Source organism: Paenibacillus sp. Marseille-Q9583 (assembly GCF_976954365.1).
Genome location: NZ_CDRJTB010000091.1, coordinates 1 through 21,579, shown reverse-complemented (window position 1 = coordinate 21,579; position 21,579 = coordinate 1). Strand labels below are relative to the sequence as shown.

The following is a 21,579-nucleotide window of genomic DNA, read 5'->3' as shown; positions in this document are numbered from 1 at the left end:
TTGCTATCATGCTTTCTTTGACTGGACCATTTATTATCTCGTTAATATTCGTTATAACGTTTGTTGGATGGTTCAATGAAAGATAATATACAATAAAGAGGCCAATAAACAATATCAAAGTTACAATTTTTAACAAGTATTTCTCAATAAAATTAACAAACTTATCCATGATAATTCTCCTGTCAAATATTAATCATGCTCCCTGGTCTTCATTCCCTTCATCATTCTGAGCAAATACTAAGGCAGGCATACGTTCAGGAACTAAATCATAATGTGTATGCTCATTTGCTTTAGGTCTTCCATTTGCATAAAAATCTGCCTCCATTGCCTGTGCGGTATTATCCCAAGCTCTAATGAGGTCTTCATCAAGTACAGGCTCAGGTAAAGGTAAAGGTACGACAAACCTTTTGTAAATATCGTTATTTTTTAAATCGAGATACTCTACATTTCCCGTTTGCGGACTTTTATATCTCACTTTCACTGACTCATATAAGTCACTTTCAAAATCGAGGTTGGCGATTAGTGGGACTAAGTCTGTAGGGCTTATTACATCCCTTCTTCTTCTACCATTACTGAAAGTTAATGTAGCTGAATTAGCCCCGAATGTAGTACGACTTGCTGCTGCTCTATAAAAAATATCCAACAACAAACTCTCAGGTCTCTCTTCTTGCCTATTCAAATCTGGATTCCGGATTGGAGTGTTAATTAAATTCAGTTTAAATTCAACCGAACGGATGTCAGTTGAAGCCGCTAAATCCGCGAACCCCCTCTCGGGTTCAAGCGGGAGGAGGTCAATCTCCCAATATTGTCCTTCTACTTTCGGCAAAAAGGAATTAAGATATTCTACGACATGTTTAGGGCGTGCTCCAGCATGATTATAATCCATAAGTACTAGCCGGGATACTGGTAAAAAAACAACTGGTGTGATCTCTAAAACATCATCACGAATCTGAGCCGCTGCATCAGTCCCCCTTCTTCCGGTGTATGGCTTATGGTCTCTATACTTTCCTATTGCAATTCTTCTATTCGTTGTTCTTTCCGGAATATCTAGAGTAGGTTCTGCCATACCAACCATCGACATTTGACCTGATCTTAGGTCCTTATATTTGGCTGCAGGATCAAGACGCATTATCGCATCTATAAATTGCGAAAAGTCAAGATTGGTTCTTCTTCCATTGTATCTAATAAAACAGTTGTAATAATGTATTGTTCTGGACATTAAAATAATTCCCCCATACAGTATATATTTGCACTTACCTTATAATACCATTCTGTACAGGGTTGACAAGAACAATAATTACATAAATATTACAATAATCGACCTAAATCCGAGCGAAACCGCCATCCTTTTTCACGGTCTTGATTCCATGGCATGTGCTACACAAAACCTGCCAGTTACGCCTATTCCAAAAAAACTTATCGTCACCCTTGTGCGGGACATTATGTTCCACCACAGTAGCCCCCCTATGACCCTAGCATGCTTGCACATAACGCATAATGGATGCTGCTCCAGTTCCTTCAATCGCTCGACTCTCCACATATGTCCATAGCCTCGGCTTGCTGCCGTACCTCGGCGCTGTTCCCTCTCCTGCCTATGTTTGTTACAGTATGAGTCAATAATTACCAGCTCACGACAACCAGGCTTCCCACACAGGCGCTTTGACTTTCTAGGCATTCCCCTTCCTCATTCTCTTCACCCTTTCCTAGTTGGTGCACAACAAAAAGAGCCGCTATACAGCGACCCGCTTCCACTATAAAATTCCCAAACTCTTGGGATTATACATGAGCATTAGGCGCTCAGTAAGGGCTGCTAACCGTGACTCTCACATGGCTTTAGTGGATTGTTACTCTCTTTGCAGCATCTTACTCAATTCATAATGTAATGCCCGTATTTGCATGGGGACATCCGGCCAATGCCGGTACATATCCCTTATGCTCATATCGCGCCCGGGCGAAGCGCGTTGAGGGTGGTTATTTAACCCTCGTCCCCCGCATCAGACCGCCGCAACATCTACTTGCTACATGTGCTATCAGCTACGCCCCAATGTTATCTGCTGCTATTGCAACGGGCATCATCACTGCTCAGCTCTGACGAGTCCTGCCAGCGATAAGGGGCAGCAGGGACACCCGGGCGACGGATCGCCCTATGTCCCTTACTGTAAGCCTGTTTCTGTCTCAATTTAGTCTCAAGACAGTCTCAAAATAGTCTCAAATTTTTGTTTTTGCACTATCTTCATACAGTTTTTTATACGATTTCTTTAACTCTTTCAAGAAAACTTCTCTATTCTTGCGCGAGATCTTTAAATCAGAAAGAAGTTTTTCTTCTTCATCAATCTGTTTCTCATAATATTCCTTAGCGCCGAATTTCGTCATTCTTTCTTGATAAACATTAATTCTGCCAATTGTGGAACGCTCCATCATCAACCAGTCTATAACTGATTGTTCCAAGTCCTGTATTATCTGCATCATTTCTGCTTTACTACCAGTAATCATAATTTACACCTCCTCTCTTAGAAAGATACTATATCCCTCCAATTCAGAAGTTACAATTATTATAGATTTAAGAAACAATGATTGTAATGAACAGTGGATGCGTTTGAATTAATAAATTCAGATAACCCCAGCTAGTTTCAGGGATTCAGCGATTGTCTCAACTCCAACATCAATACGTCGGTTAATGGTGGCTTCACTGGTTGTCGCTCTAAATGTTGCTATTGTCAGCTTATGCTTGCGGGCATCCACATACCGGTGCTTTATGATTGCCTCTACTTCATCATCTAAGATCAACTCAAATGCGGCGTCGATCTCCCTCACCTTATGCTTAAATCTCAAAAGTTCGTCTGTCTCTTGTTCCGTCAATACCTCTTTATTTCCGTAGATCTTGATTTTCCGAACCATTTTGGGATACTGCTTCAGTAGGTCTCTTGTCTCCAGCTTTTCTGCCTCCGTAACCCGTGGGAAGAACTCCATTTGCATCACCGCCACCGCCCCCAGAAGAACACTCCCCTTCTTGCTTATATACTCCATCTAAGCCCATAGCGAACGTCCGTATGTTGGTTGAAATCCAGTGGGTCATGTTAGGAGATTTATATCTGACCCATGCATTCCCCCAGGCAATCACTTCAACCGGATCCACCAACTTCCAATCTTTGAAAAATCGCTTACCCGCCTTTAATGCTTTCTGAACTTCCTTAACCTTCAAGAAAATCACCTTCTCCATTTTTCATTAGTTCATCAATCCTTACAAACCCGATATCGCAGAAGACAAGGATTAACTTGAGGATTGCTCTATTCCGCCGCTTAACATATGTGTCCTTGCTTATTGGATAATCCAGCTTACAATTATATACTTGGCAATCTTTAATATAGTCATTTTTCATATACCGTTCCTCAATTAATACACGTTCTTCTTCTGGCAGTCGGTTAACTGTTTGAACAATACAACTGATAAATTCATCTTCCCTCTCCTGACCAACTACGAAATTTCTTATTCGGTATTGTTCAAACAAATGTGTAATGGTTTTTAGGGTCTTGGGTATATCCAGTTCCGAAACTGTGATTTCATTAGCAATCATAAATGCTCCTTCCGTGGCTTGTATTCTCACTTTTAAAAAAACGAATTTTTTTGAAAGTAAAAGGGAACTTTATTTTTTATAAGACAAAAAAATAAAATATTTGGAGGGAAACATGCTTAATTCACAGGAAAATTTAAGTCAAAACCCAATTTCAAATTCAAACTTTTCTCCCCCGATACTTCCGCATCAAAACCGGTTTTACACCGGTCCTTTACCACAAAAAACTAATATTTCTAATATTTACCCTTTTGATTCTAAGCGAATGATCCCCGCTAATTCGGACGCTTATGGTCATTACTTCAGTACATTTAAACCCTCGCTGGCTATTGATCATGATCTAACTAGTGGTAGCTTCTGGTTTTATGATGATGTAAGTGCTGAATTACAAATTTACTTTCCAGATCCCGAATACATTACGGCTATCGAATTCACAGCTACATGTGGGATAAATACAAGAATTGAATATACAATATTTGGTGCGAGAACAGGTCAACCATTAACGCAAATAGGTAATACAGCTCCTACTCGAGTAAGCGGTAACTGGGCTAATACAGATATTGGTCCCATTCAGCTAAATCCATCTGGTTTTTATGATCAGATCAATATTGCTTGCGATTCAGATGGTGGGTATATTGGTATCCGAGAAGTTTATCTAAGATAGAACAGCAGAGGATCTTCTATTCATGAAGATCCTTTTTTCTATTTGCTCTCCATTAAAGGGACTTCTCATTCATTCCAATAGTTTAGCAACTATACGTCTACCTTGTTTCAAGCCTCTTCTCTCCTAAAGTCATTTAGTTTCCAGAGGTGAAGGACGGAGAACTGATCTAGCTCCCGCGTCCATTTACCCACTGGTTTATCCTTAAGGTTGTTGTATATGTCTCGGTAATCAATGATTTGGCATGCTAGGCGGTCTTGAACGAAGAAAAAGAACATCTTGCCGCCCCCCTATTCAACTAGCCTCATAGTGGAATAGCTTCGGCTGCCGCTTTGGCCAAATCGTTCGACTCTCGGAGATCCTTGATAAACTTATCCCAATTCATGTTATTCACCCTTTCTTAAATCTCTCTGCGAAATATGCGATTCAGGGGCGAGTTTTCAGCACCACGGAAATAGTCATTGTCCCGCTCCATGATGGAACGATCATAACGAGCAAATATACGGCTATAATTCGAATCCTCAGCAATGGATAAGTCATACAGTGAATCAACGGTCAGAGCGTAATAATGAGCTATTTGCCCTGCATGTGTTTGATAGCAATGGTATTGCCTCATTATCTGAATGCTCTCGCCTAAGAGGTTTTCAATAGCGATTACCTCGGGATCATTGACATCAAAGAAAAAGAACATTATTCAGGTTCTGACCGTGTTACGGCAATAAGCATTTTTTGCATACGATCAAGAGTCCCTTTCAGAACATTGATGCACTTTTCCGCAGTTTCGGCATCCTTGACCTTGATACTGTTGATCACATTCAGAGCTGCGTTAAATCCGTCGCCTGCAGTCTTTACATGTACTTTAAACAAGGCAACATCCTCCACGGTGTTGGAAGCGGCTTTCTTTCGCAGCTGATCCAGCTCCTCCTGTACTTCTGGCGGTGTAGCATAGATAGTCTCGGTTGCAGTTGACACTTCTAATGGCTTCGCCTTCAGATCCTCTTCTAGCTCCTTGACACGCTTCTGAGATTCAATCAATTGTTCATCTGACTTGGACAGGTTTGCCCGGAGCTGTTCAGCGGCTTCCTCTGCTTCAGCAGCTGCACCTTCATCACCAGCGGCAGAAGCGGCTTGTGCAGCGTCAAGCTGTTCCTGCAGGCGCTGGACAATGGCAGCATGGTCCTTCTGCTGGGTCTCTAGCTTCTCCTTGGCTTTCCGTTCCATATCGGCTGCTTTTTCTGCCTTCTCCTTGGCCTTCTCGGCAGCTTCCCGCTCCTTTTCTGCCTGCTGCTTTTCCTTGATTGCTGCCTGTAGCTCCCGTGTAGTCATTTCAGACACATTATTTTCAATAACGAAGGTTTCCCGCTCCTCGTCCGAAACACCGAGCAAGGCGACTGCCTGTGTATACGTCAAATTCGCAAACGCTTGGGAATTTGTGTTGTCTCCAAAAAGGCTAAGCTGATCGGAACCGTATTTATCAAAAATGTTCATGAGGTTGTTGGCTGTGCTCTGCTTGTAATCAACCGAATCAGCCAGCCAATTGCCCCACTCTCCATGCGGAAGCATTGACTTAGCTTCTGTCAGCCTTCTGCCGATCTCTACACTGGCGGAAAGGAGAATACGTTGAGCCTGATCCCGAATACTGTTGATCTCAATGGCAATGACTTCCGGTGTTCTCATGGTTACTTGACTCATACTGCTACCCCCTGCGGTTTGTTTGAATTTTTGGCCTTTCTCTTACCCTTAACGAGCTTTTCAGCTTTAAAAGCATCTATGAGTTCTATCAAATCTCCGCTCATGCGAAGGTTTTTATAACCGTACACTTGCTTTACTTGTCCATCCTTCAGTTCCAATGTGAAAAATGGTGTATCTTGATCAGCGTATTTGCGAATCATCAGGATACTTGTTTCCCCCTTGGCATGACGCTGCGCATAACTGCCAACACAGTGGCTCAAAACCTTTCCCTCATCAATAATCTCTTGACCCGATTGAGCAGGACGAATGATGTAATCCCTCCAAGCAAACCGATAAATTTCCAGTTCCTGTGCCCGTTGGGCAATTCGCCGCTTTTCAATTTCCGACATTTGGATTTTGACCTGAGACATGGTGCTCTCATGTGCGGTAGCGAGATTGTGGGGAAACACGATTTCCAACCGCTTTAAGTCAAACCCCAATGTCTTACACTCTTCCATGTAATCCTTCCACATCGTCACGACACTAGTTTGGTCATAGAAGACTCGACGATTTTTTTTGAATTGTTTCTCGATGTATCTAGCGCACGCCCTTACATTTTGAAATTTAAACATTGGTTTCATTTGGGAAAAATACGGATTCACGTTCGTTGCAATACGCTTCAGTTCTTCAAAATCGGGACGATTGCTGTCATTCAGAGTCAACTGGTAGAGCCGTAACATGAGCGCCCCTATTCCGTCCCGCTCCAGAATGGTCGATTTATTGCTGATGAACTGCTTTAGATCCTTTTTGCGGAGCCGTAATACCTCTTCTATGGTTTTGCCGCTCCATTTGATGGCATCATAGGTGCGATTATCTTCCAGCTTCGCCCAGACAAAATACTCATATTTCAACTTTGTCAGGTATTCAATGCATGGATACTTTGTATACAGCCCGAAAAATTTTGTCATATCGCTGTTGCTGCCGTCGTAATAATTCTCCCAGGTGCTATATTGCATAGGCGTACCGATTACAGCAGCCTTAATACTTTCTAACGAGCAGTAACAAGGTACTCCATTCTTGTAAAGGGGGTACTCTGAAACGACATTGTCTCGCTTGTACCATGTAGTTTCACTGTAATAGCCTGTATAGTACATGGCGCTTTCACCATTCATCTTGAAAACATAACTACATGATGCCTTATAGAAGGTTGTAACGTTCTTATAATCGCCGCTATAGTCACGCCTAACATAAAACCCCACTGCCGTCATTACTTGAGGATCAATGATAGATTTCTCATAGAAAACAACATAAGCCTTGTCCTGCAAGTACTTGCGGCCTACATGGCTCTTCTTTACCGTGCATTGGGAATTACAGTGGGGACAAACCGCTTTATAAGAATGCTTTAAAGGTTCTTCCGGACGATGGTTCCGGTTACAGTGAGTGCAATACGCATACTGAACGCGCATCACATTCTGAATGAATAAATAACGACTATGAAGCAGGACATTGTTTTCAACATAATCAATCATTTCTTTGCTGATTGGTCCGAAATGTGCCTTGTGCGCTTCTAATCCAGTATCCATTCTCTCAGTCCCCCTCTACAGATCGCCAAACAGATCATCAACAGAAATCCCAAACGTTGGTGGTGAAGTCACCGGAGCGGGTGGCGGCACAGGAGCTGCCTGAGCCAGTGCTACTGCAGGAGCGGGAATTGTTCCGGTAAATCCGAAATACTTCAACGCAATGGCATAACCCTCTTCATCCGTCAGCATTGCCATGCCATCAAATTTGTTCTTGGAAGCTTCAGTTTTCATTGCAGTTAACGCTCCCGTAATGGTCTTACCTTCAGCAAGCACCTTCTCAGCTGCAGCAGGATTGATCTCCAACACCTTGAGCAGATGTTCTCCAACCACTTTCACATAGGGGTTCTTCGACGCTTCCATTTCCGTTCTAAGCTTATTTACTGCTTGTTCCATCCCCTTGACCTCCCATACCCACGGCTTTACCGTGTGTAAATTGAGTTTTGCGCCACATATGCGGCATTCGCGAACCATCGTATGATCTATAATTTGCAGCTTCCCGTTTGTGGAAGCACAACAGAAGCAGAATCCGGGTATCTCCCGTAAAGGTATGAGTACAGTTTTCTCAGAACATTGCGGACATTTATCAACGGGGTTTTTAGCCTTCTTATCCCGCTGGGGCTTACCTTCCCAGCCACAGATGCAGCGGTGCATCCCAGGAGCGCGTGAAAGGTAGCTCATCGGTTATTGAATGCCTCCTTTTCCTGAAGTTTTGCAGCCTTCAGATCCGCTGCCTTCTTCATCATGGCATCAAATTCCGATGTTGTAGGCGTTCCGGCCGTCCCATCATCCTTTGAAATCGGGATCTCTTGCTTTTGATTACCGTAACCTCGGCCCCCGCCGCCGGAACCCTTATTGGACGTAGATGTTTTACCAGAGCGCATTTCAACAAGCAACGTCGTCCATTTATCCCGAAATGTACTTGCACTTAACACATTTTTGCGCCAAAATTCATGCTTTGGCAGCCAGTCCATTACATCCATGATCAGACGCTTGTCAGATTGCTTGTCCAGCTCTACCAACTTCCGGAAATCGTCCGCCCACGTCTGCATGTTCGCTTTCGGTACCAGATCATCTACTTCTAACACTTTTGCCAGCTCGTCAAGCTTACTTTTGAAGTACACGGCCATTTTCATGTACGGGCTGTCCGGTTCGTAGACGGGTTTTTGCCGCCCTTTTGAACCATTTTTCCCGCTTGTAGGCGGCTCGTTCGTCGCTTTCGATTCGTCGGCGGACTGTTCGGATTTCGTTTTTTGATTTTGATTTGGCTTTTGATCTGGATCTGCATCACCGTTTATATTTAAATCTTTATTTATATCTAGTTCTTTATCTAAATCTAAATCTTTATCTATAGAGTGGACTTCTGATGGAACTCCTTTGGATTTCCCTGAACTGTCCGGTGGATGTCCGGTGGACGTCCCTTGGACATCCGAAAGACCTTCCTTCTTTAGTCGTTTCTTTTCCCGGGCATCTGCCTTACGGTCAGCATCCTTTTTCTTGGACTCAATAATCTGTCCACCGATTTTGTACCAGTTAGCAATCTCATGCCCCGACTGGGTTTGAACGACATACCCAGCATCAATTAGCGCCTTAAAGAGCACATTTGGATCACCCTGGAATTTAACTGCATCTGCTATGTCTATTGCATTAAACTTGCTAATGTCTCCATCCTGTGCCCAATCCAAAACCCACCACCAAAGCATGTGCAAGGTGCCCACAGCTGATGGAGTATCAAGACCCGTTGCCCTACAAAATCGGTTCGTAATAGGGTCTCGATCAGTAGCTTGATAGCTTTTAATCCATAATCTTGATGCCTCTACTGACTCTTTCAATTGGTGTTCACCGCCTCCTGCACGGACCATACATGGACAGACAACGGACGTCCGCGCGTTGTCCCGTTGTTATCCGATGGAAGTCCGTAGGACGTCCGTCGGACACAATGCATGCCCTTATTTCCAATATTGCTGACCTTCTCCAGCCGTGTAGTAAAGGTAAAGCTCTGCCTGCTTCCGTGCCTTCCAGTCTCGCCCTTCAATGGTTTCATCTGCCCAATGATGGCAGCTGCCGTTATCATTACGGGGACCACACAAGATAACCACATTCCATGGAGCCCGGCCTGTTCCGTATTGAGATGCATTAAGCATATGGCACCGTTCAAATCGAAATCTTGGCACGCTGCAGCCGCAATGCTCACAGACGGTATACCCTTCCTCGCTTGCCCGACGGTATATCTCTTTGTCTACCTTAGCTGTAATGGCTGTCTCCTGGCCCTGCTTACGCTTAGCACGCTTATATTCCGGTTTGGGAACCGGACGAAAATCAAAGCTACCCATTAGCCATACCTCCTGTTTGCATATCAATTCGGACACGCATTCTAAGTTCGTATATTTTTTCTTTTACGGATTCCCTTTCATTACGCCAGAACATTTTCTGTTCGTAGGCCTCAGCCTCAAGATTGCGAAGTTCCATTGTGGCCAGTTCAGCTGTCAAGATTTTATCGCCCTTTTTTGCCTGCGATTTGGCCAGTGTAAATGTGTTCTGCCGCAGGGTATAAATTTTTTCGTAGTCCCCGTCCATCTGTGCAGAAATCCGCCCCATAAGGTCATAAGAAGCCGTTAAGAGACGGACAATCTCAACCATTGCACCTGGTGCATCTTCATCGTATGCCTTCGCCTGATCCCGCAGTTTGTTGCTTTGTTCGATGTGCCAGTCTAATTCTTCATCCTTCATAGCTTCCTCGCTTTCCCAACCATTGGACGCTGTGGAGTATCTTTATGAATAGATCTACGGTCCACCTTGGCCAGTGCGGCTTTTGCTTTGTCGATCTTAAAATTAATCGCCGTAGATGGTTTACTTTGATTCAAAGGATAAGCTGATTGATCGAGATAAAGATCGCGAAGCTTCTTACGAAGTTCCGTCCGCTCCGCAGATCGCACTCTCTTTGCCATTGCCAACACCTCCCGGCAGTGGTATTCTTGTCTTAATTGTTATTTTCCAACTAAGTGACGGCTGTCCGGCTCCTACCCCGGATGGCCGTTTTTCGTATACCTGGTTAAGTAATTCTCGATAGAAACGATATCCCTTTGTGGCGTTTTCAGCTGCTTGGCTTAATCCTTCTGCTTCTGCCTGATCGCGAAGTGTCAGGTACATAGCACATACATTTCGTAGCATGTTGACCGTAAGTTTCAAAAGTAATACCTCCTATGAATAGATTGTTTATACGATGTTTTGATGGATATAAGTTAGCTCGAAATGAGCTCAGTCTCGTATTGCAAAAGCCATTCTCGTTTGATTTTCCAGTGATTTCCCTGTTTATAGGCCCTCAATTTGCCTGATTTAATGCGATTGATTACGGTATATATGCTTACGTTCAAGTAAGCGGCAGCTTCGAGCACATCAATCGTAGGTCTTAAATTGTCTGTCGCGTTCATTTTCTCACCGCCGTTTCATCTACTTGTAAGAAAAAGTCAACAGTTACATCAAAATAGTCTGCTAATATTTTCAGCTTATCTGTTTTTGGTTTGTAGTTACCTTGCTTCCAATTTGTTAAAGTTGCTGTCGAAACTCCTGTATCTTTTGCAACCTGATATGGTGTCTTACCAGATTTCTTTAACAACTCAAGAAATTTTTCATACACAATATATATCTCCTTCCAATAAAAGTATTGACTGATAGCTAAGATTTCTTATATAATCAAAGTACCACCTAAGTTAAATAAGTTTTCTAAGCTATCACCCGTTTTATTTAGCTCAGTTATCTAAGCTATGTTTGTATATTAGCATAGTTTTCTAAGCTGGTCAACGGTAAATAGCTTTGTTTTCTAACTTATTTTTCGTGAGATAAAGTGCGGAGGAAAACTATGTACGAAAAATTTGAAGATCTTTTAAATCAACATGGCATTACAGCATATCGAGTAGCCAAAGATACAGGGATCACTACAGCGACGCTCACTAGTTGGAAACAAGGAAAATACACTCCCAAACGTGAAAAGCTTCAAAAAATTGCCGATTATTTCGGAGTAACCGTTAATTACCTGATGGGAGTATCAGAGGAAAGTAAGGATCAGCAAGAGGACAAGCCTTATTATGCATTATCAGAAAAAGACGAGCGTGACATCGCCAAAGAATTGGAAAAGATGATGAACGATCTCAACAGCAATGCCTCTTTTGCTTTTATGGGAGAACCTATGGATGACGAGGATCGTGAATTATTAAGAATCTCACTCGAAAACACACTAAGGATGTCAAAGGAGATGGCAAAGAAAAAGTTCACTCCAAAAAAATTCAGAGATTAAGTTCTGGGAGAAAAGGCATGGGAAAACACATAATTAGAGAACTCATTCAAACCCATGGAACCAATAACCCATCAAGAATTGCATCTGAGAGAAGTATCGCGGTTCTATACGAAGAACTTGGAAAAGACACATGGGGATATTACACTTGCATTTGTAGAATACCTATAATTCATGTTAATTCTCATCTTCAGGGGTTCAATCAACCTTTCGCAGTTGCCCATGAATTAGGTCATCATTTCCTCCATCATGGTGTAAACACACCATTTCTAAGAGGAAATACTCTATTCTCTGTGGATAGGATAGAAAGGGAAGCCAATCAATTTGCCTTGCATCTATTAGTTGGAGACTTGACCCCCGAACAAAACGAGACAAAATATCACTTTTTAATGCGTTGCGGAATTCCAGAACAATTTCATATCTTCTACTAACCTCCATGCTTCACAGCTGAAAGGCTGTTTACATATATCAAAAAACAGAACACTTGTTCTGAGAAAGGAATAATAAGGATGATAAAGAAACAGAACACCAAAAGAAAGTTACCGAAAAATATCCGTGAGCGCAATGGTAAGTACACTTATCGTTATTACATTCCTACCACTGTCATTGAAGATGGAGTCGAAAAGAAAATCAGTAAGGAAACAGAATCTCCTCGATTTGACACTTTACAGGAAGCTAAAGATTTTGGAACTTTGCTAGAAGCTCGAAAGTTACAAAAAGGCCTCCCTTCTGGGTATAACATTACCGTGAGTTCATGGGGGAAAGTATGGATAGAAGAATACAAGCTTGAAAGGGAACCTACAGGAAATACAATTAAATCTAGACAATACGGATTAAAAATGATTAATGAGAAATTTGGTGGATTTCTTATTTCTGAGGTCACACCCAGTGCCTATCAACAATTTTTGTACGAATTAAAGAAAAGAGGGCTTAGTCGTAGCACCATCACCACTGCTCATACTGCTGGAAGCTTGATGTTCGAACATGCTAAGAGAGGAGGACTGCTTCAATCAGATCCTACAGCAGAAGCTATAATCCCCAAAGAGCGTCAGCAAGCACGAAGACCTGGAGAAAAAAGACAAGTCCTTCCCAAATTTCTTGAGAAGGACGAGTTAAAAGCATTTCTTCAATTATGTAGATTTGTTCTTACCACCAATATATGGGCATTGTTCGTAGTTTTGGCTTATACAGGCCTTAGAATCAGTGAAGCTGCCGGCTTACAGTGGGAGGACATCGACATGAAGAAAAGAACGATAGATGTAAACAAGCAGCTTTACGGTACGAGTGTTCAGAACTACTCTTTCATCCCACCTAAGAACGAACAAAGCGAACGGTTAGTAAGCTTTGGTGAAACTGTGGTCAAAGCCCTTGAACTATTGAAAGAATGGCAAAATGAAGAAAAATTGTCCGCCAAACACTTTAACCCGAATGATAATTTTGTATTCTGGTGTCCAACTTTACCAGGTTACCCAATCTCAATCACTAGTGTTGGCAAGATTATGAGCAAAGTGTTGGAGAAAGCAAATCTAATGACTAATCTAACGCCGCACAGTCTTCGTCACACTCACGTATCACTCCTTGCGTCCAATCCACGGGTAGGCCTGCCAGAAATTCAGGCTCGAATTGGACACAAGAGCAATTCTAAGGTCACAGAGCTGATCTATCTCCACGTTACTAAACAGCGTCAATATGAAATCGCTGATGATTTTGAATGGGCAATAAATAATTAAAAACAAACACGTTACGGGTAATATGCGGGTAACGGTTTGCGAAAAAGCTTAATATCGCCTTGAAAGACGCGGGTTTTCTGATACCCGTTAAATATAGAACATATAGTTGTCCGCCAAGCTCTCTTCTTTATAATTAATCAAGTCATGAAGAGTCGTGGAATCTAGCACGTCGGCGATGCTATCGCGAATACGCAGCCATAAATCGCGTTTTGCTGCATCATCTTCTTCAGTAAAATCCACTGGAGAGATTGGGCCCTCTAGCACACGAATGATGTCACCCGCTGTGATAGCACTAGCCTCACGTGATAAAATGTATCCACCGTATGCACCACGAATACTTTTTACCAGTCCTGCGTTACGCAGAGGAGCAATTAGCTGCTCCAGATAGTGTTCAGAAAGTCCATTTTTCTCAGCGATGCTCTTAAGTGAGGTCGGTCCTTCACCAAATTTCAGTGCAAGCTCCATCATAATTGTTAGTCCGTAACGTCCTTTGGTTGATATTTTCAAAGGGGCACCTCTTTCGGTTTAGTGTCTAGTTATTGTATACTATTGATTCGGTAAGTCATGCGTTTGTCATATCAAGGTATTCCGATGATTACTCTTAGTTTATGTTATCATATTCGAAGTCACAAATGAAATGGTAAACGAAACATTTTGCAAGAATGTTCACCCCTGGTGGACATTTTTCTATTCTCAGCCTCTTATTTTAGGCTTTACAGTAGACAGGTATGTTATAATACATTTTGAGCCGGGTGTTCCATGAATGACCGGTATTTTGGGTACAGAAATGGTGATTACGATGACAAAAGCAAAACAAGACACCCGTGTCGTCGTCGGCATGTCCGGAGGGGTCGATTCCTCCGTCACGGCGCTTCTGCTCAAGCAGCAGGGCTATGACGTCATCGGCATCTTTATGAAAAATTGGGACGATACCGACGAATTCGGAGTATGTACGGCCGAAAGCGATGCAGAGGATGTTCGCCGTGTATGCGAGCAGATTGATATTCCTTACTATACCGTTAATTTCGAGAAGGAATACTTTGACAAAGTATTTTCTTATTTCCTCGATGAATATAAGGCCGGCCGGACGCCGAATCCAGACGTCATGTGCAACCGAGAGATCAAGTTCGGAGAATTCCTGAACAAAGCCCTTCAGCTTGGCGCCGATTATGTAGCGACTGGACATTATGCACGTGTTATAGAAGAAGATGGTGTGTACAAGCTACTCCGCGGTGTAGACAACAATAAAGACCAGACCTATTTCTTGAATGCGCTGGGACAGTATCAACTCTCTAAAGCAATGTTCCCGATTGGCCATCTTCCGAAACCGGAAGTTCGGAGAATTGCCGAAGAAGCCGGACTCTATACTGCCAAGAAAAAAGATAGCACAGGCGTTTGCTTCATCGGTGAGCGTAACTTCCGTGAATTCCTCAGCCAGTATCTTCCAGCACAATCTGGTGATATGGTAGATATAACAACTGGAGAAATCAAAGGCCGTCACGATGGACTTATGTACTATACATTAGGTCAACGCCAAGGTCTTGGCATTGGTGGCTCCGGTAACGGTGAACCTTGGTTTGTAGCCGAAAAAGACCTTAGCCGCAATATCCTTTATGTAGTTCAAGGAGACAAGCACCACAGCCTGTACTCCACTAGTCTGATTGCCTCCGGTGTAAACTGGATAAACGGGCAAGAGCTAGGTCTTGAGCCGCTAAAATGCACCGCCAAATTCCGCTATCGCCAGCCTGATCAAGGCGTGACCCTTACAGCACGGGAAGACGGAACGATAAACGTAGACTTTGATGTTCCACAAAAAGCAATAACACCTGGCCAAGCCGTTGTCTTCTATCTCGGTGAGCAATGTCTCGGTGGCGGAACGATAGAATATGCCGAGAAGGTTGTTCCTTCAGCGCAAGCTTAAGTGTATTCTATAACTTACAACATTAACTCTACTATACGAAAACACAAGAAATAGCTGTATTTTATACAGCTATTTTTTGTGTTCAGAATCCCTTTCGATTTAGTTGTAGTATGTACAGTTAAAATCACCTAATATCCCTGATTAGTCTATATATCTGGAAAATAGATGTATGAAATGCAGTTATATTACCTTTGCAGCTCTAGAGTGAGTTTTTAGTTGCATGAAATACAATTAACCGACTTTGAAGCGAATAATAACCAAATGAGCGATTCAAATAGAAACAAACAGCAGTTCAGGAAGCTCTTCCTGAACTGCTGTTTGTTATTTCTATTTACTGAGCTACTGCAGCTTTATCCGCAGAAACCGCTATGTCATTATAGTAAAGCCCAGTTCCATCACCAATCGCATAATTCAGGACACGGTTATTAACCGGGACTACTACTGCACGATAAAGTGTTGGGAATACTGGAATTTCGTTTACCATGAGCTGTTGCCACTCTTTATAGATCTCTTTACGTTTGTCTACATCAAATGCAGCCTCGGAAACCCCTTCGGCGAGCAAACGATCATTCTCTGCACTTGCATAACGAGGGAAGTTATAGATTGCATCTTTGCCGTATAGACCTGTTGGGTCAACATCAATGCCTACACCCCAAGCGCCTTGATAAACGTCAACTGTAGGATCATCCTCACCATTTTGACCTATGCGATCATAGAAGGTATTAAACTCTACCATTTCCAAAGTTACATTCAGACCAATCGCTTTCCAGGATTGTACATAATATTGAGCCAGCGGTTCTGCAATGTCTCCGCCAGTCATTGAAATGAAATTAATCTTCAGCTCGCTGCCATCCGGATTCGTTCTAAATTCACCATTAAGCTTATAACCTGCATCATCCAAAATTTTCTTGGCGGCTTCTTGATCGTAAGCTACGCCCGGATTGGTAGCATCATGGAATTCCGGATGGGAAGGCGGAATTAAAGTTGTCGCATTCCAGCGAAGACCATTATAGAATTTCTTACCCACTGTATCATTGTCTACAGCAGCCCACATGGCTTTACGCAGGTTCACATCCGCCATTTTAGCTTTAGGATCGGTAGCAACGACTTTTTTCTCTGCATCCCATTTCCCCAGCTTAAATCCAATATACGTATAAGCACGGTCAATCGCACCCAGGAATTCAACGTTTGACATTTTTGCATTATCCGGGAATTGATCAACAGGGAAGGAATCCACTAAGTCAACTCCACCAGATTTCAATTCTTGCACAATCGTTGTAGGGTTGATTACCTTCAGAATTACCTTATCCAGTTTAGGAGCTCCACGCCAGTAATCGTCATTTTTAACGAATACTACAGATTCACCAGGAACAATGCTTTCCACTTTGAAAGCTCCAAAGCCAATCGGCTTTTGACGTAATTCAGGAGAAGAGGAAATTTTAGCAACATCCATGCCACCAAAGATATGTTTAGCTAACGGATAAATCCATACCCCACCTGTTAACAGAGAAGGTGTAGATTTCAGGTAAGTAATTTGCAGTTTCTTATCACCCAGTACCTTAATTCCAGAAATGGTCTTGGCCTTACCGGAGTGGTACTCATCCATACCTTCAATATTTGTAAAGTCAGAACCATAACGTGGTCCATCATATTTCGGATTACCAATAACCTCATGCGCGAACAGCCAATCTTCTGCTGTTACTGGCTTGCCGTCCTGCCAGTTCACATTGTCGCGAATTGTAAAGGTAAAGGTACGTCCATCCTCCGAGACTTCATACGTTGCTGCACCATCATTTGTATATACATAGTCTTTATCCCATGTTAACAAGCCTTCATCAAACCAATTCAACACTTGTGCATCCGGATCTCCGGAATAGAAGTTCCAGTTCAAAGTACCTTCAAATGGACTGTCGGAAACGAGTCCAAAAGTAATCGAGCCTCCATCAATAGCTTCGCCTTGATTTGTCTTAACATTACTGAAATCTTTAATGTTATAAAGTCCGTCTTCTGCTTCTGGTGCTGTAGTAGCCTCTGCGGTTTCCGCAGGAGCACTGGCACTTGGTGCTGCTGTTGACTCAGCCGCTCCGTTGTTGTTCTTGGAGCCACAGGCTGCAAGGGCGAACAACATTACAAACATTAATGAAACTAATAGTGCCTTTGAACGGATGGGTTTTCTCATTTAATCATTTCCTCCCTTATTATCCTTTTCTTTGTCTTGCGTCGGTCGCACGTTTGAGCGCTTGACCCACATTATTTATACTCAACATCAACACCAAGATCAGCACTGATGCGGGTAACCAGATCCACCATCTGAACTCAAGTGTCTGCGGATTTCTCGCATAGCTCACTAGAGTGCCCAGACTGGGTGTACTTTCCGGAAAACCAAAACCTAGAAAGGATAGGCCTGATTCCAATCCAATATTAGCTGCCAAATTCAAAGTCATCGTGACGATAATGATTGAGCTTAAGTTCGGCAGCACTTGTAAGAACATAATTTTAAGATTGGAGGAACCTAATGTCTTAGATGCCTGAACGTAATCGAGTTCCTTCTCTTGTAACGTCTTGGAACGTATTAACCTGGCAATCCCCATCCATAAAAAGGCAGTCATGATAAAGGAGAAGGTTAACGTATTGTATTTAGGAACTGCACTTACAAAAGCTATAACAATCATTAGAAAGGGGAGAATCATGAAGAAATCTACAACACGCATCGAAATATTATCTATCGTTCCCCCAAAGTATCCAGAGAACAAGCCTACTAGAATCCCGATGATTCCCGTAAAAAAAGTAACCATAAATGCAATCGACATGGAATTTCGTGTGCCTATAATTAATTGACCGAATACATCCCGCCCTCCATAATCGGTCCCTAGCCAGTGTACAGCCGAAGGCTTCTCATACAGTGCGAACAAGTCAACCGTAACAATCTCTTTTTGATCTAAAAATAGGGAAATCCCATAAACGGCGGCAATAATCGTAAATAGGAAAATCAGTGAGACCAAAGCCAGTTTATCCCGCACGATCTCACGCCAAACAATCCTGAAGCCTGATGGACTTTTATCTGTTTCCTGCAGCAGAGCTAGCTCTGCGCTTGTCTTTACCATTTTATTCACCTCAAAGTGTTCATCTTCTTATTTAATCCGGATACGCGGATCTACGATACTTAAGATAATGTCTGATAACAACGCACCGACGATGGCAGCAATCCCATATAGAAGAACGAGAGCCGTTACTACGCTGAAATCCCGAATTGTTATCGAACTGAGGAACAACATACCCATACCCGGATAACTAAAGATACTTTCAACGAACACCGTTCCGCCGATCAGTCCAGTAATCTCATATCCGAAAAATGCAGCAATTGGCAGTAAGGAATTTCTCAATATATGTCGATTGTAGACGCGTGACTCTGAAGCACCTTTTGCTCTTGCTGTGAGGATGAAATCCTTTTGCTTCGTATCAATAATCTCATTTCGCAAATATTGTACCGTTCCTACCGTTGCAATCAGCGCCATTGATAACGCGGGCAGTAGCAGATGATAGAATTTACTCCAGAAGTGGCTTAGCGTACCCGGAACTTCTCCAGGACTAACACTGCCGCTAGTAGGAAACCAATGAAGATGAAACCCGAAGACCCATACCATTAAGAGGGCGAAAATAAACAATGGTGCGGCAAAGCCAATATAGGTGTATCCAGTAATGAGGCGATCCAGCCATGAATCGTTATAACGACCACTAGTAATACCAAGCGGAATAGCAATAAGGTATGTAAGGATCAGCGTGACAATCGCCAGCCAAAGTGTATTCATGAGGCGTTGACCGATAAGCTCTGATACAGGCATTTTGAAACGGAAGGATTGACCAAAATCCCCTTGAATCGCTTTAGTGATCCAATCCCAGTACTGGATGTACCACGGATCATTTAAGCCTAGTTTTTCTCTCATCGCATCGATGGCCGCAGGATCAATATTTGGATCAAGCATCCCTGATAACGCATCTCCCGGCATCGCCTTCGCCATTAGAAAAACAAGAATACTTAATAGAAATATTTGAGGAATCATAATAAGAATTCTACGAACAATAATCTTCCACATATATCTCAACCTTTCTCAGGCAAGGCTACCAGATGAGTCTCGGAAATGGATTTCAATGGATAAGGCATGCCTTGTTCATCAAAATAATTCCGGTGCGCTTGTTCATATTCCTGACTTACTGATTTTCTAAACTCCGTCTGCTTCTCTCTTTGCTTAGGATCAATATCAGGAATCGCAGCAATTAGACGTTTAGTATAAATATGGCGAGGATTGTCAAAAATATCTTTAGCAGTCCCTTGCTCTACATGTCGTCCTTTATACATAATTCCGATGTGATCGCACATATGCCTGATGATTCCGAGATCATGGCTGATAAATAGGAAGGTAAGATTCAGCTCTTTTTGTATATCCTGCATAAAATTGAGTACCTGTGCCTGTACAGAAACATCCAGCGCCGAGACAGGTTCATCCGCAATAATCAACTTCGGTTTGAGCGCAATAGCTCTTGCGATACCGATCCGCTGCCGTTGACCGCCTGAGAATTCATGCGGATATTTAAGAATATTCTCAGGGCTTAATCCAACCTGCAACAGCAACTCCTGCACACGTCTTTTTTCTTCCCCCGGAGACATCTTTTCGAAATTACGTAAGGGTTCGGCAATAATATCCAGCACTCGTTTCTTAGGATTCAAGGAAGAGTACGGATCCTGAAAGATCATCTGAATGTCCTTGCGGATATTTTTTTGCTTACGTACACCCTTTGAAGCCAAATCCTGTCCTTCAAAAATCACACTGCCGCTAGTAATAGAATTGAGGCCGATAATTGCACGGCCTGTGGTTGTCTTCCCAGATCCGGATTCACCAACCAAGCCGTAGGTTTTGCCTGCTTCAATAGTAAAACTAACATTATCAACTGCCTTGACTACGCCAATTTCCCTTCGAAAAACGCCGCCGTGGATTGGAAAATGAACTGCTAAATTTTTAACCTCAAGAAGTCCCATTGTAGATTGCCTCCTCGTTAGTATCAGGGAAATGAAAGTTATTATGGCAGGTGCAGCGAACAAAATGCCCAGGGCCTACTTCATGCAGCTGCGGATTTTCCTCATGCTCCCATTCCGGAATCCAAGGCGTTCGGGCCGCGAAACGGCATCCTTTACGCGGAAGATTCTGTAATGGTGGAACAATCCCCTGAATCACGTGAAGTCTAGATTTCTCTTCTTTAACGGTTGGTATGGAGTTCAACAATGATCTTGTATACGGATGCTTCGGATTAGACGTTAACGTATAAATATCTGCGATTTCTACGATTTGCCCCGCGTATATTACCGCAACCCGGTCAGCCATTTCACTCACAACCCCTAGATCATGGGTAATTAAGATAATGCCTGCTTGCATATCGTTTTTTAATTTTTTTATAAGTTCAAGAATTTGCAATTGGATGGTTACATCTAGTGCCGTAGTCGGCTCATCGGCGATCAAAAGCTTGGGGCCATTGGCAATCGCTATAGCAATCACAACCCTCTGCCTCATGCCACCAGATAATTCGTGGGGGTACTGCTGATATGTATGTTCGGGACGGGAGATTCCAACCTTGGTCAAAAGATCAATGACCTTCTCTTTTCTTTGCTTCTTCGAAAGCTTGGAATCATGTAGGATGAGTACTTCTTCAATCTGCGAACCGATAATCATGAGCGGATTTAATGCGGATAAAGGATCTTGAAAAATCATAGACATTTCTTGACCGCGCAGCTTGTTGAGCGCAGCAGGAGACATAGTAACGATATCCTGACCTTTGTATTTGATTTGCCCGTCTATTTTAGCCCTTGTGTGCAATCCCATAATTGAAAAGGCCAGCGCACTTTTTCCAGAACCGGACTCTCCAACAATAGCAAGTATTTCATTTTTACGAACAGACAGGGTAACATCATCTACTGCAGCATAATAGTCATCTTCGATCCTGAACGATGTCGACAAATTTTTGATTTCTAGTAATTTTTCGCTCAAATTAATCCCCCTATCGGCAAGAATTCCAAAATTCACACAATGAAATATTATGTAAATTTTGATATAAACAGCATTCTTTTCATGAAACATATCAAAACATTGACTGTTATGATTA

At 42.7% G+C, this 21,579-nt stretch carries 28 protein-coding genes; 5 read left to right on the top strand and 23 right to left on the bottom strand.

What is annotated here, in order from left to right; all coding sequences use genetic code 11:
- Positions 1-193 precede the first annotated feature (193 nt).
- The 6 genes from ACWNM1_RS27765 to ACWNM1_RS27740 all read right to left on the bottom strand — a co-directional run bounded on the left by ACWNM1_RS27765 (position 194) and on the right by ACWNM1_RS27740 (position 3,575).
- Positions 194-1,219: a hypothetical protein gene (locus tag ACWNM1_RS27765; RefSeq protein ID WP_449603495.1), complete on the bottom strand. Its 1,026-nt coding sequence runs from the start codon at positions 1,217-1,219 to the stop codon at positions 194-196.
- Between the two features lie 828 nt (positions 1,220-2,047).
- Complete coding sequence (locus ACWNM1_RS27760; protein WP_449603494.1) at positions 2,048-2,179, bottom strand: hypothetical protein; 132 nt, start codon at positions 2,177-2,179, stop codon at positions 2,048-2,050.
- 29 nt (positions 2,180-2,208) lie between these two features.
- On the bottom strand, positions 2,209-2,493 hold the full coding sequence (locus ACWNM1_RS27755; RefSeq protein WP_449603493.1) for a hypothetical protein: 285 nt from the start codon (positions 2,491-2,493) through the stop codon (positions 2,209-2,211).
- A 117-nt stretch (positions 2,494-2,610) separates the two neighbouring features.
- Positions 2,611-2,898, bottom strand: a complete 288-nt coding sequence (locus ACWNM1_RS27750; RefSeq protein WP_449603492.1) for a hypothetical protein — start codon at positions 2,896-2,898, stop codon at positions 2,611-2,613.
- Positions 2,867-3,202 (bottom strand): hypothetical protein, encoded by a 336-nt coding sequence (locus ACWNM1_RS27745; protein WP_449603491.1) that lies wholly within the window; start codon positions 3,200-3,202, stop codon positions 2,867-2,869. Before ACWNM1_RS27745 ends, ACWNM1_RS27750 begins: the two co-directional genes overlap by 32 nt.
- Positions 3,192-3,575, bottom strand: coding sequence for a hypothetical protein (locus tag ACWNM1_RS27740; RefSeq protein WP_449603490.1), 384 nt, complete (start codon positions 3,573-3,575; stop codon positions 3,192-3,194). The genes ACWNM1_RS27745 and ACWNM1_RS27740 overlap by 11 nt, the downstream gene beginning before the upstream one ends.
- Before the next feature lie 112 nt (positions 3,576-3,687).
- Here ACWNM1_RS27740 and ACWNM1_RS27735 point away from each other — a divergent pair, with 112 nt between their 5' ends.
- Positions 3,688-4,236, top strand: a complete 549-nt coding sequence (locus tag ACWNM1_RS27735; RefSeq protein WP_449603489.1) for a hypothetical protein — start codon at positions 3,688-3,690, stop codon at positions 4,234-4,236.
- A 397-nt stretch (positions 4,237-4,633) separates the two neighbouring features.
- On the opposite strand, the gene ACWNM1_RS27730 is transcribed toward ACWNM1_RS27735, so the two are convergent.
- The 11 genes from ACWNM1_RS27730 to ACWNM1_RS27680 all read right to left on the bottom strand — a co-directional run bounded on the left by ACWNM1_RS27730 (position 4,634) and on the right by ACWNM1_RS27680 (position 11,121).
- Positions 4,634-4,849, bottom strand: coding sequence for a hypothetical protein (locus ACWNM1_RS27730; RefSeq protein ID WP_449603488.1), 216 nt, complete (start codon positions 4,847-4,849; stop codon positions 4,634-4,636).
- Positions 4,850-4,923: 74 nt separating this feature from the next.
- Positions 4,924-5,925 (bottom strand): DUF3102 domain-containing protein, encoded by a 1,002-nt coding sequence (locus ACWNM1_RS27725; RefSeq protein ID WP_449603487.1) that lies wholly within the window; start codon positions 5,923-5,925, stop codon positions 4,924-4,926.
- Complete coding sequence (locus ACWNM1_RS27720) at positions 5,922-7,487, bottom strand: PcfJ domain-containing protein (protein ID WP_449603486.1); 1,566 nt, start codon at positions 7,485-7,487, stop codon at positions 5,922-5,924. The genes ACWNM1_RS27725 and ACWNM1_RS27720 overlap by 4 nt, the downstream gene beginning before the upstream one ends.
- 15 nt (positions 7,488-7,502) lie before the next feature.
- Positions 7,503-7,880, bottom strand: coding sequence for a hypothetical protein (locus ACWNM1_RS27715; RefSeq protein ID WP_449603485.1), 378 nt, complete (start codon positions 7,878-7,880; stop codon positions 7,503-7,505).
- Positions 7,881-8,161: 281 nt separating this feature from the next.
- Complete coding sequence (locus ACWNM1_RS27710) at positions 8,162-9,316, bottom strand: hypothetical protein (protein ID WP_449603484.1); 1,155 nt, start codon at positions 9,314-9,316, stop codon at positions 8,162-8,164.
- A 117-nt stretch (positions 9,317-9,433) separates the two neighbouring features.
- Entirely contained in the window at positions 9,434-9,817 is a 384-nt protein-coding gene (locus ACWNM1_RS27705) for an HNH endonuclease (protein ID WP_449603483.1), read from the bottom strand.
- Positions 9,810-10,214: a hypothetical protein gene (locus ACWNM1_RS27700; RefSeq protein WP_076208777.1), complete on the bottom strand. Its 405-nt coding sequence runs from the start codon at positions 10,212-10,214 to the stop codon at positions 9,810-9,812. Before ACWNM1_RS27700 ends, ACWNM1_RS27705 begins: the two co-directional genes overlap by 8 nt.
- Positions 10,211-10,432 carry a hypothetical protein gene (locus tag ACWNM1_RS27695; protein WP_449603482.1) on the bottom strand — a complete coding sequence of 74 codons (222 nt, stop codon included), beginning with the start codon at positions 10,430-10,432 and terminating at the stop codon, positions 10,211-10,213. The genes ACWNM1_RS27700 and ACWNM1_RS27695 overlap by 4 nt, the downstream gene beginning before the upstream one ends.
- A complete protein-coding gene (locus ACWNM1_RS27690) occupies positions 10,389-10,673 on the bottom strand; it encodes a hypothetical protein (RefSeq protein WP_339815110.1) in 285 nt (94 codons plus the stop codon). The genes ACWNM1_RS27695 and ACWNM1_RS27690 overlap by 44 nt, the downstream gene beginning before the upstream one ends.
- A gap of 53 nt (positions 10,674-10,726) precedes the next feature.
- Positions 10,727-10,915, bottom strand: a complete 189-nt coding sequence (locus tag ACWNM1_RS27685) for a helix-turn-helix domain-containing protein (protein WP_449603481.1) — start codon at positions 10,913-10,915, stop codon at positions 10,727-10,729.
- Entirely contained in the window at positions 10,912-11,121 is a 210-nt protein-coding gene (locus ACWNM1_RS27680) for a helix-turn-helix domain-containing protein (RefSeq protein WP_449603480.1), read from the bottom strand. Before ACWNM1_RS27680 ends, ACWNM1_RS27685 begins: the two co-directional genes overlap by 4 nt.
- A gap of 222 nt (positions 11,122-11,343) precedes the next feature.
- Here ACWNM1_RS27680 and ACWNM1_RS27675 point away from each other — a divergent pair, with 222 nt between their 5' ends.
- The 3 genes from ACWNM1_RS27675 (at position 11,344) to ACWNM1_RS27665 (ending at position 13,505) form a co-directional block, all read left to right on the top strand.
- Complete coding sequence (locus tag ACWNM1_RS27675) at positions 11,344-11,778, top strand: helix-turn-helix domain-containing protein (RefSeq protein WP_341146212.1); 435 nt, start codon at positions 11,344-11,346, stop codon at positions 11,776-11,778.
- A 17-nt stretch (positions 11,779-11,795) separates the two neighbouring features.
- Positions 11,796-12,206, top strand: a complete 411-nt coding sequence (locus ACWNM1_RS27670; protein WP_449603479.1) for an ImmA/IrrE family metallo-endopeptidase — start codon at positions 11,796-11,798, stop codon at positions 12,204-12,206.
- 78 nt (positions 12,207-12,284) lie between these two features.
- Positions 12,285-13,505 (top strand): tyrosine-type recombinase/integrase, encoded by a 1,221-nt coding sequence (locus tag ACWNM1_RS27665; protein WP_449603478.1) that lies wholly within the window; start codon positions 12,285-12,287, stop codon positions 13,503-13,505.
- 87 nt (positions 13,506-13,592) lie between these two features.
- Here the strand turns inward: ACWNM1_RS27665 and cymR are convergent, their stop codons facing one another.
- Complete coding sequence (cymR, locus tag ACWNM1_RS27660; protein ID WP_042191066.1) at positions 13,593-14,012, bottom strand: cysteine metabolism transcriptional regulator CymR; 420 nt, start codon at positions 14,010-14,012, stop codon at positions 13,593-13,595.
- 292 nt (positions 14,013-14,304) lie between these two features.
- Between cymR and mnmA the strand changes: the two genes are divergently transcribed.
- The gene (gene mnmA, locus ACWNM1_RS27655) at positions 14,305-15,426 is read left to right on the top strand and encodes a tRNA 2-thiouridine(34) synthase MnmA (RefSeq protein ID WP_179281720.1); all 1,122 of its coding nucleotides are present in this window, start codon (positions 14,305-14,307) and stop codon (positions 15,424-15,426) included.
- A gap of 331 nt (positions 15,427-15,757) precedes the next feature.
- Here mnmA and ACWNM1_RS27650 read toward each other — a convergent pair whose 3' ends face one another.
- The 5 genes from ACWNM1_RS27650 to ACWNM1_RS27630 are packed head-to-tail and all read right to left on the bottom strand — an operon-like array spanning position 15,758 to position 21,464.
- Entirely contained in the window at positions 15,758-17,605 is a 1,848-nt protein-coding gene (locus tag ACWNM1_RS27650) for an oligopeptide ABC transporter substrate-binding protein (protein WP_449603477.1), read from the bottom strand.
- Positions 17,606-17,624: 19 nt separating this feature from the next.
- Positions 17,625-18,530, bottom strand: a complete 906-nt coding sequence (locus ACWNM1_RS27645; protein WP_449603476.1) for an ABC transporter permease — start codon at positions 18,528-18,530, stop codon at positions 17,625-17,627.
- Positions 18,531-18,557: 27 nt separating this feature from the next.
- Complete coding sequence (opp4B, locus tag ACWNM1_RS27640) at positions 18,558-19,520, bottom strand: oligopeptide ABC transporter permease (RefSeq protein WP_283908718.1); 963 nt, start codon at positions 19,518-19,520, stop codon at positions 18,558-18,560.
- A 5-nt stretch (positions 19,521-19,525) separates the two neighbouring features.
- Positions 19,526-20,461: an ABC transporter ATP-binding protein gene (locus tag ACWNM1_RS27635; RefSeq protein WP_449603475.1), complete on the bottom strand. Its 936-nt coding sequence runs from the start codon at positions 20,459-20,461 to the stop codon at positions 19,526-19,528.
- A complete protein-coding gene (locus ACWNM1_RS27630; RefSeq protein WP_449603474.1) occupies positions 20,448-21,464 on the bottom strand; it encodes an ABC transporter ATP-binding protein in 1,017 nt (338 codons plus the stop codon). The genes ACWNM1_RS27635 and ACWNM1_RS27630 overlap by 14 nt, the downstream gene beginning before the upstream one ends.
- Between the last annotated feature and the right edge of the window lie 115 nt (positions 21,465-21,579).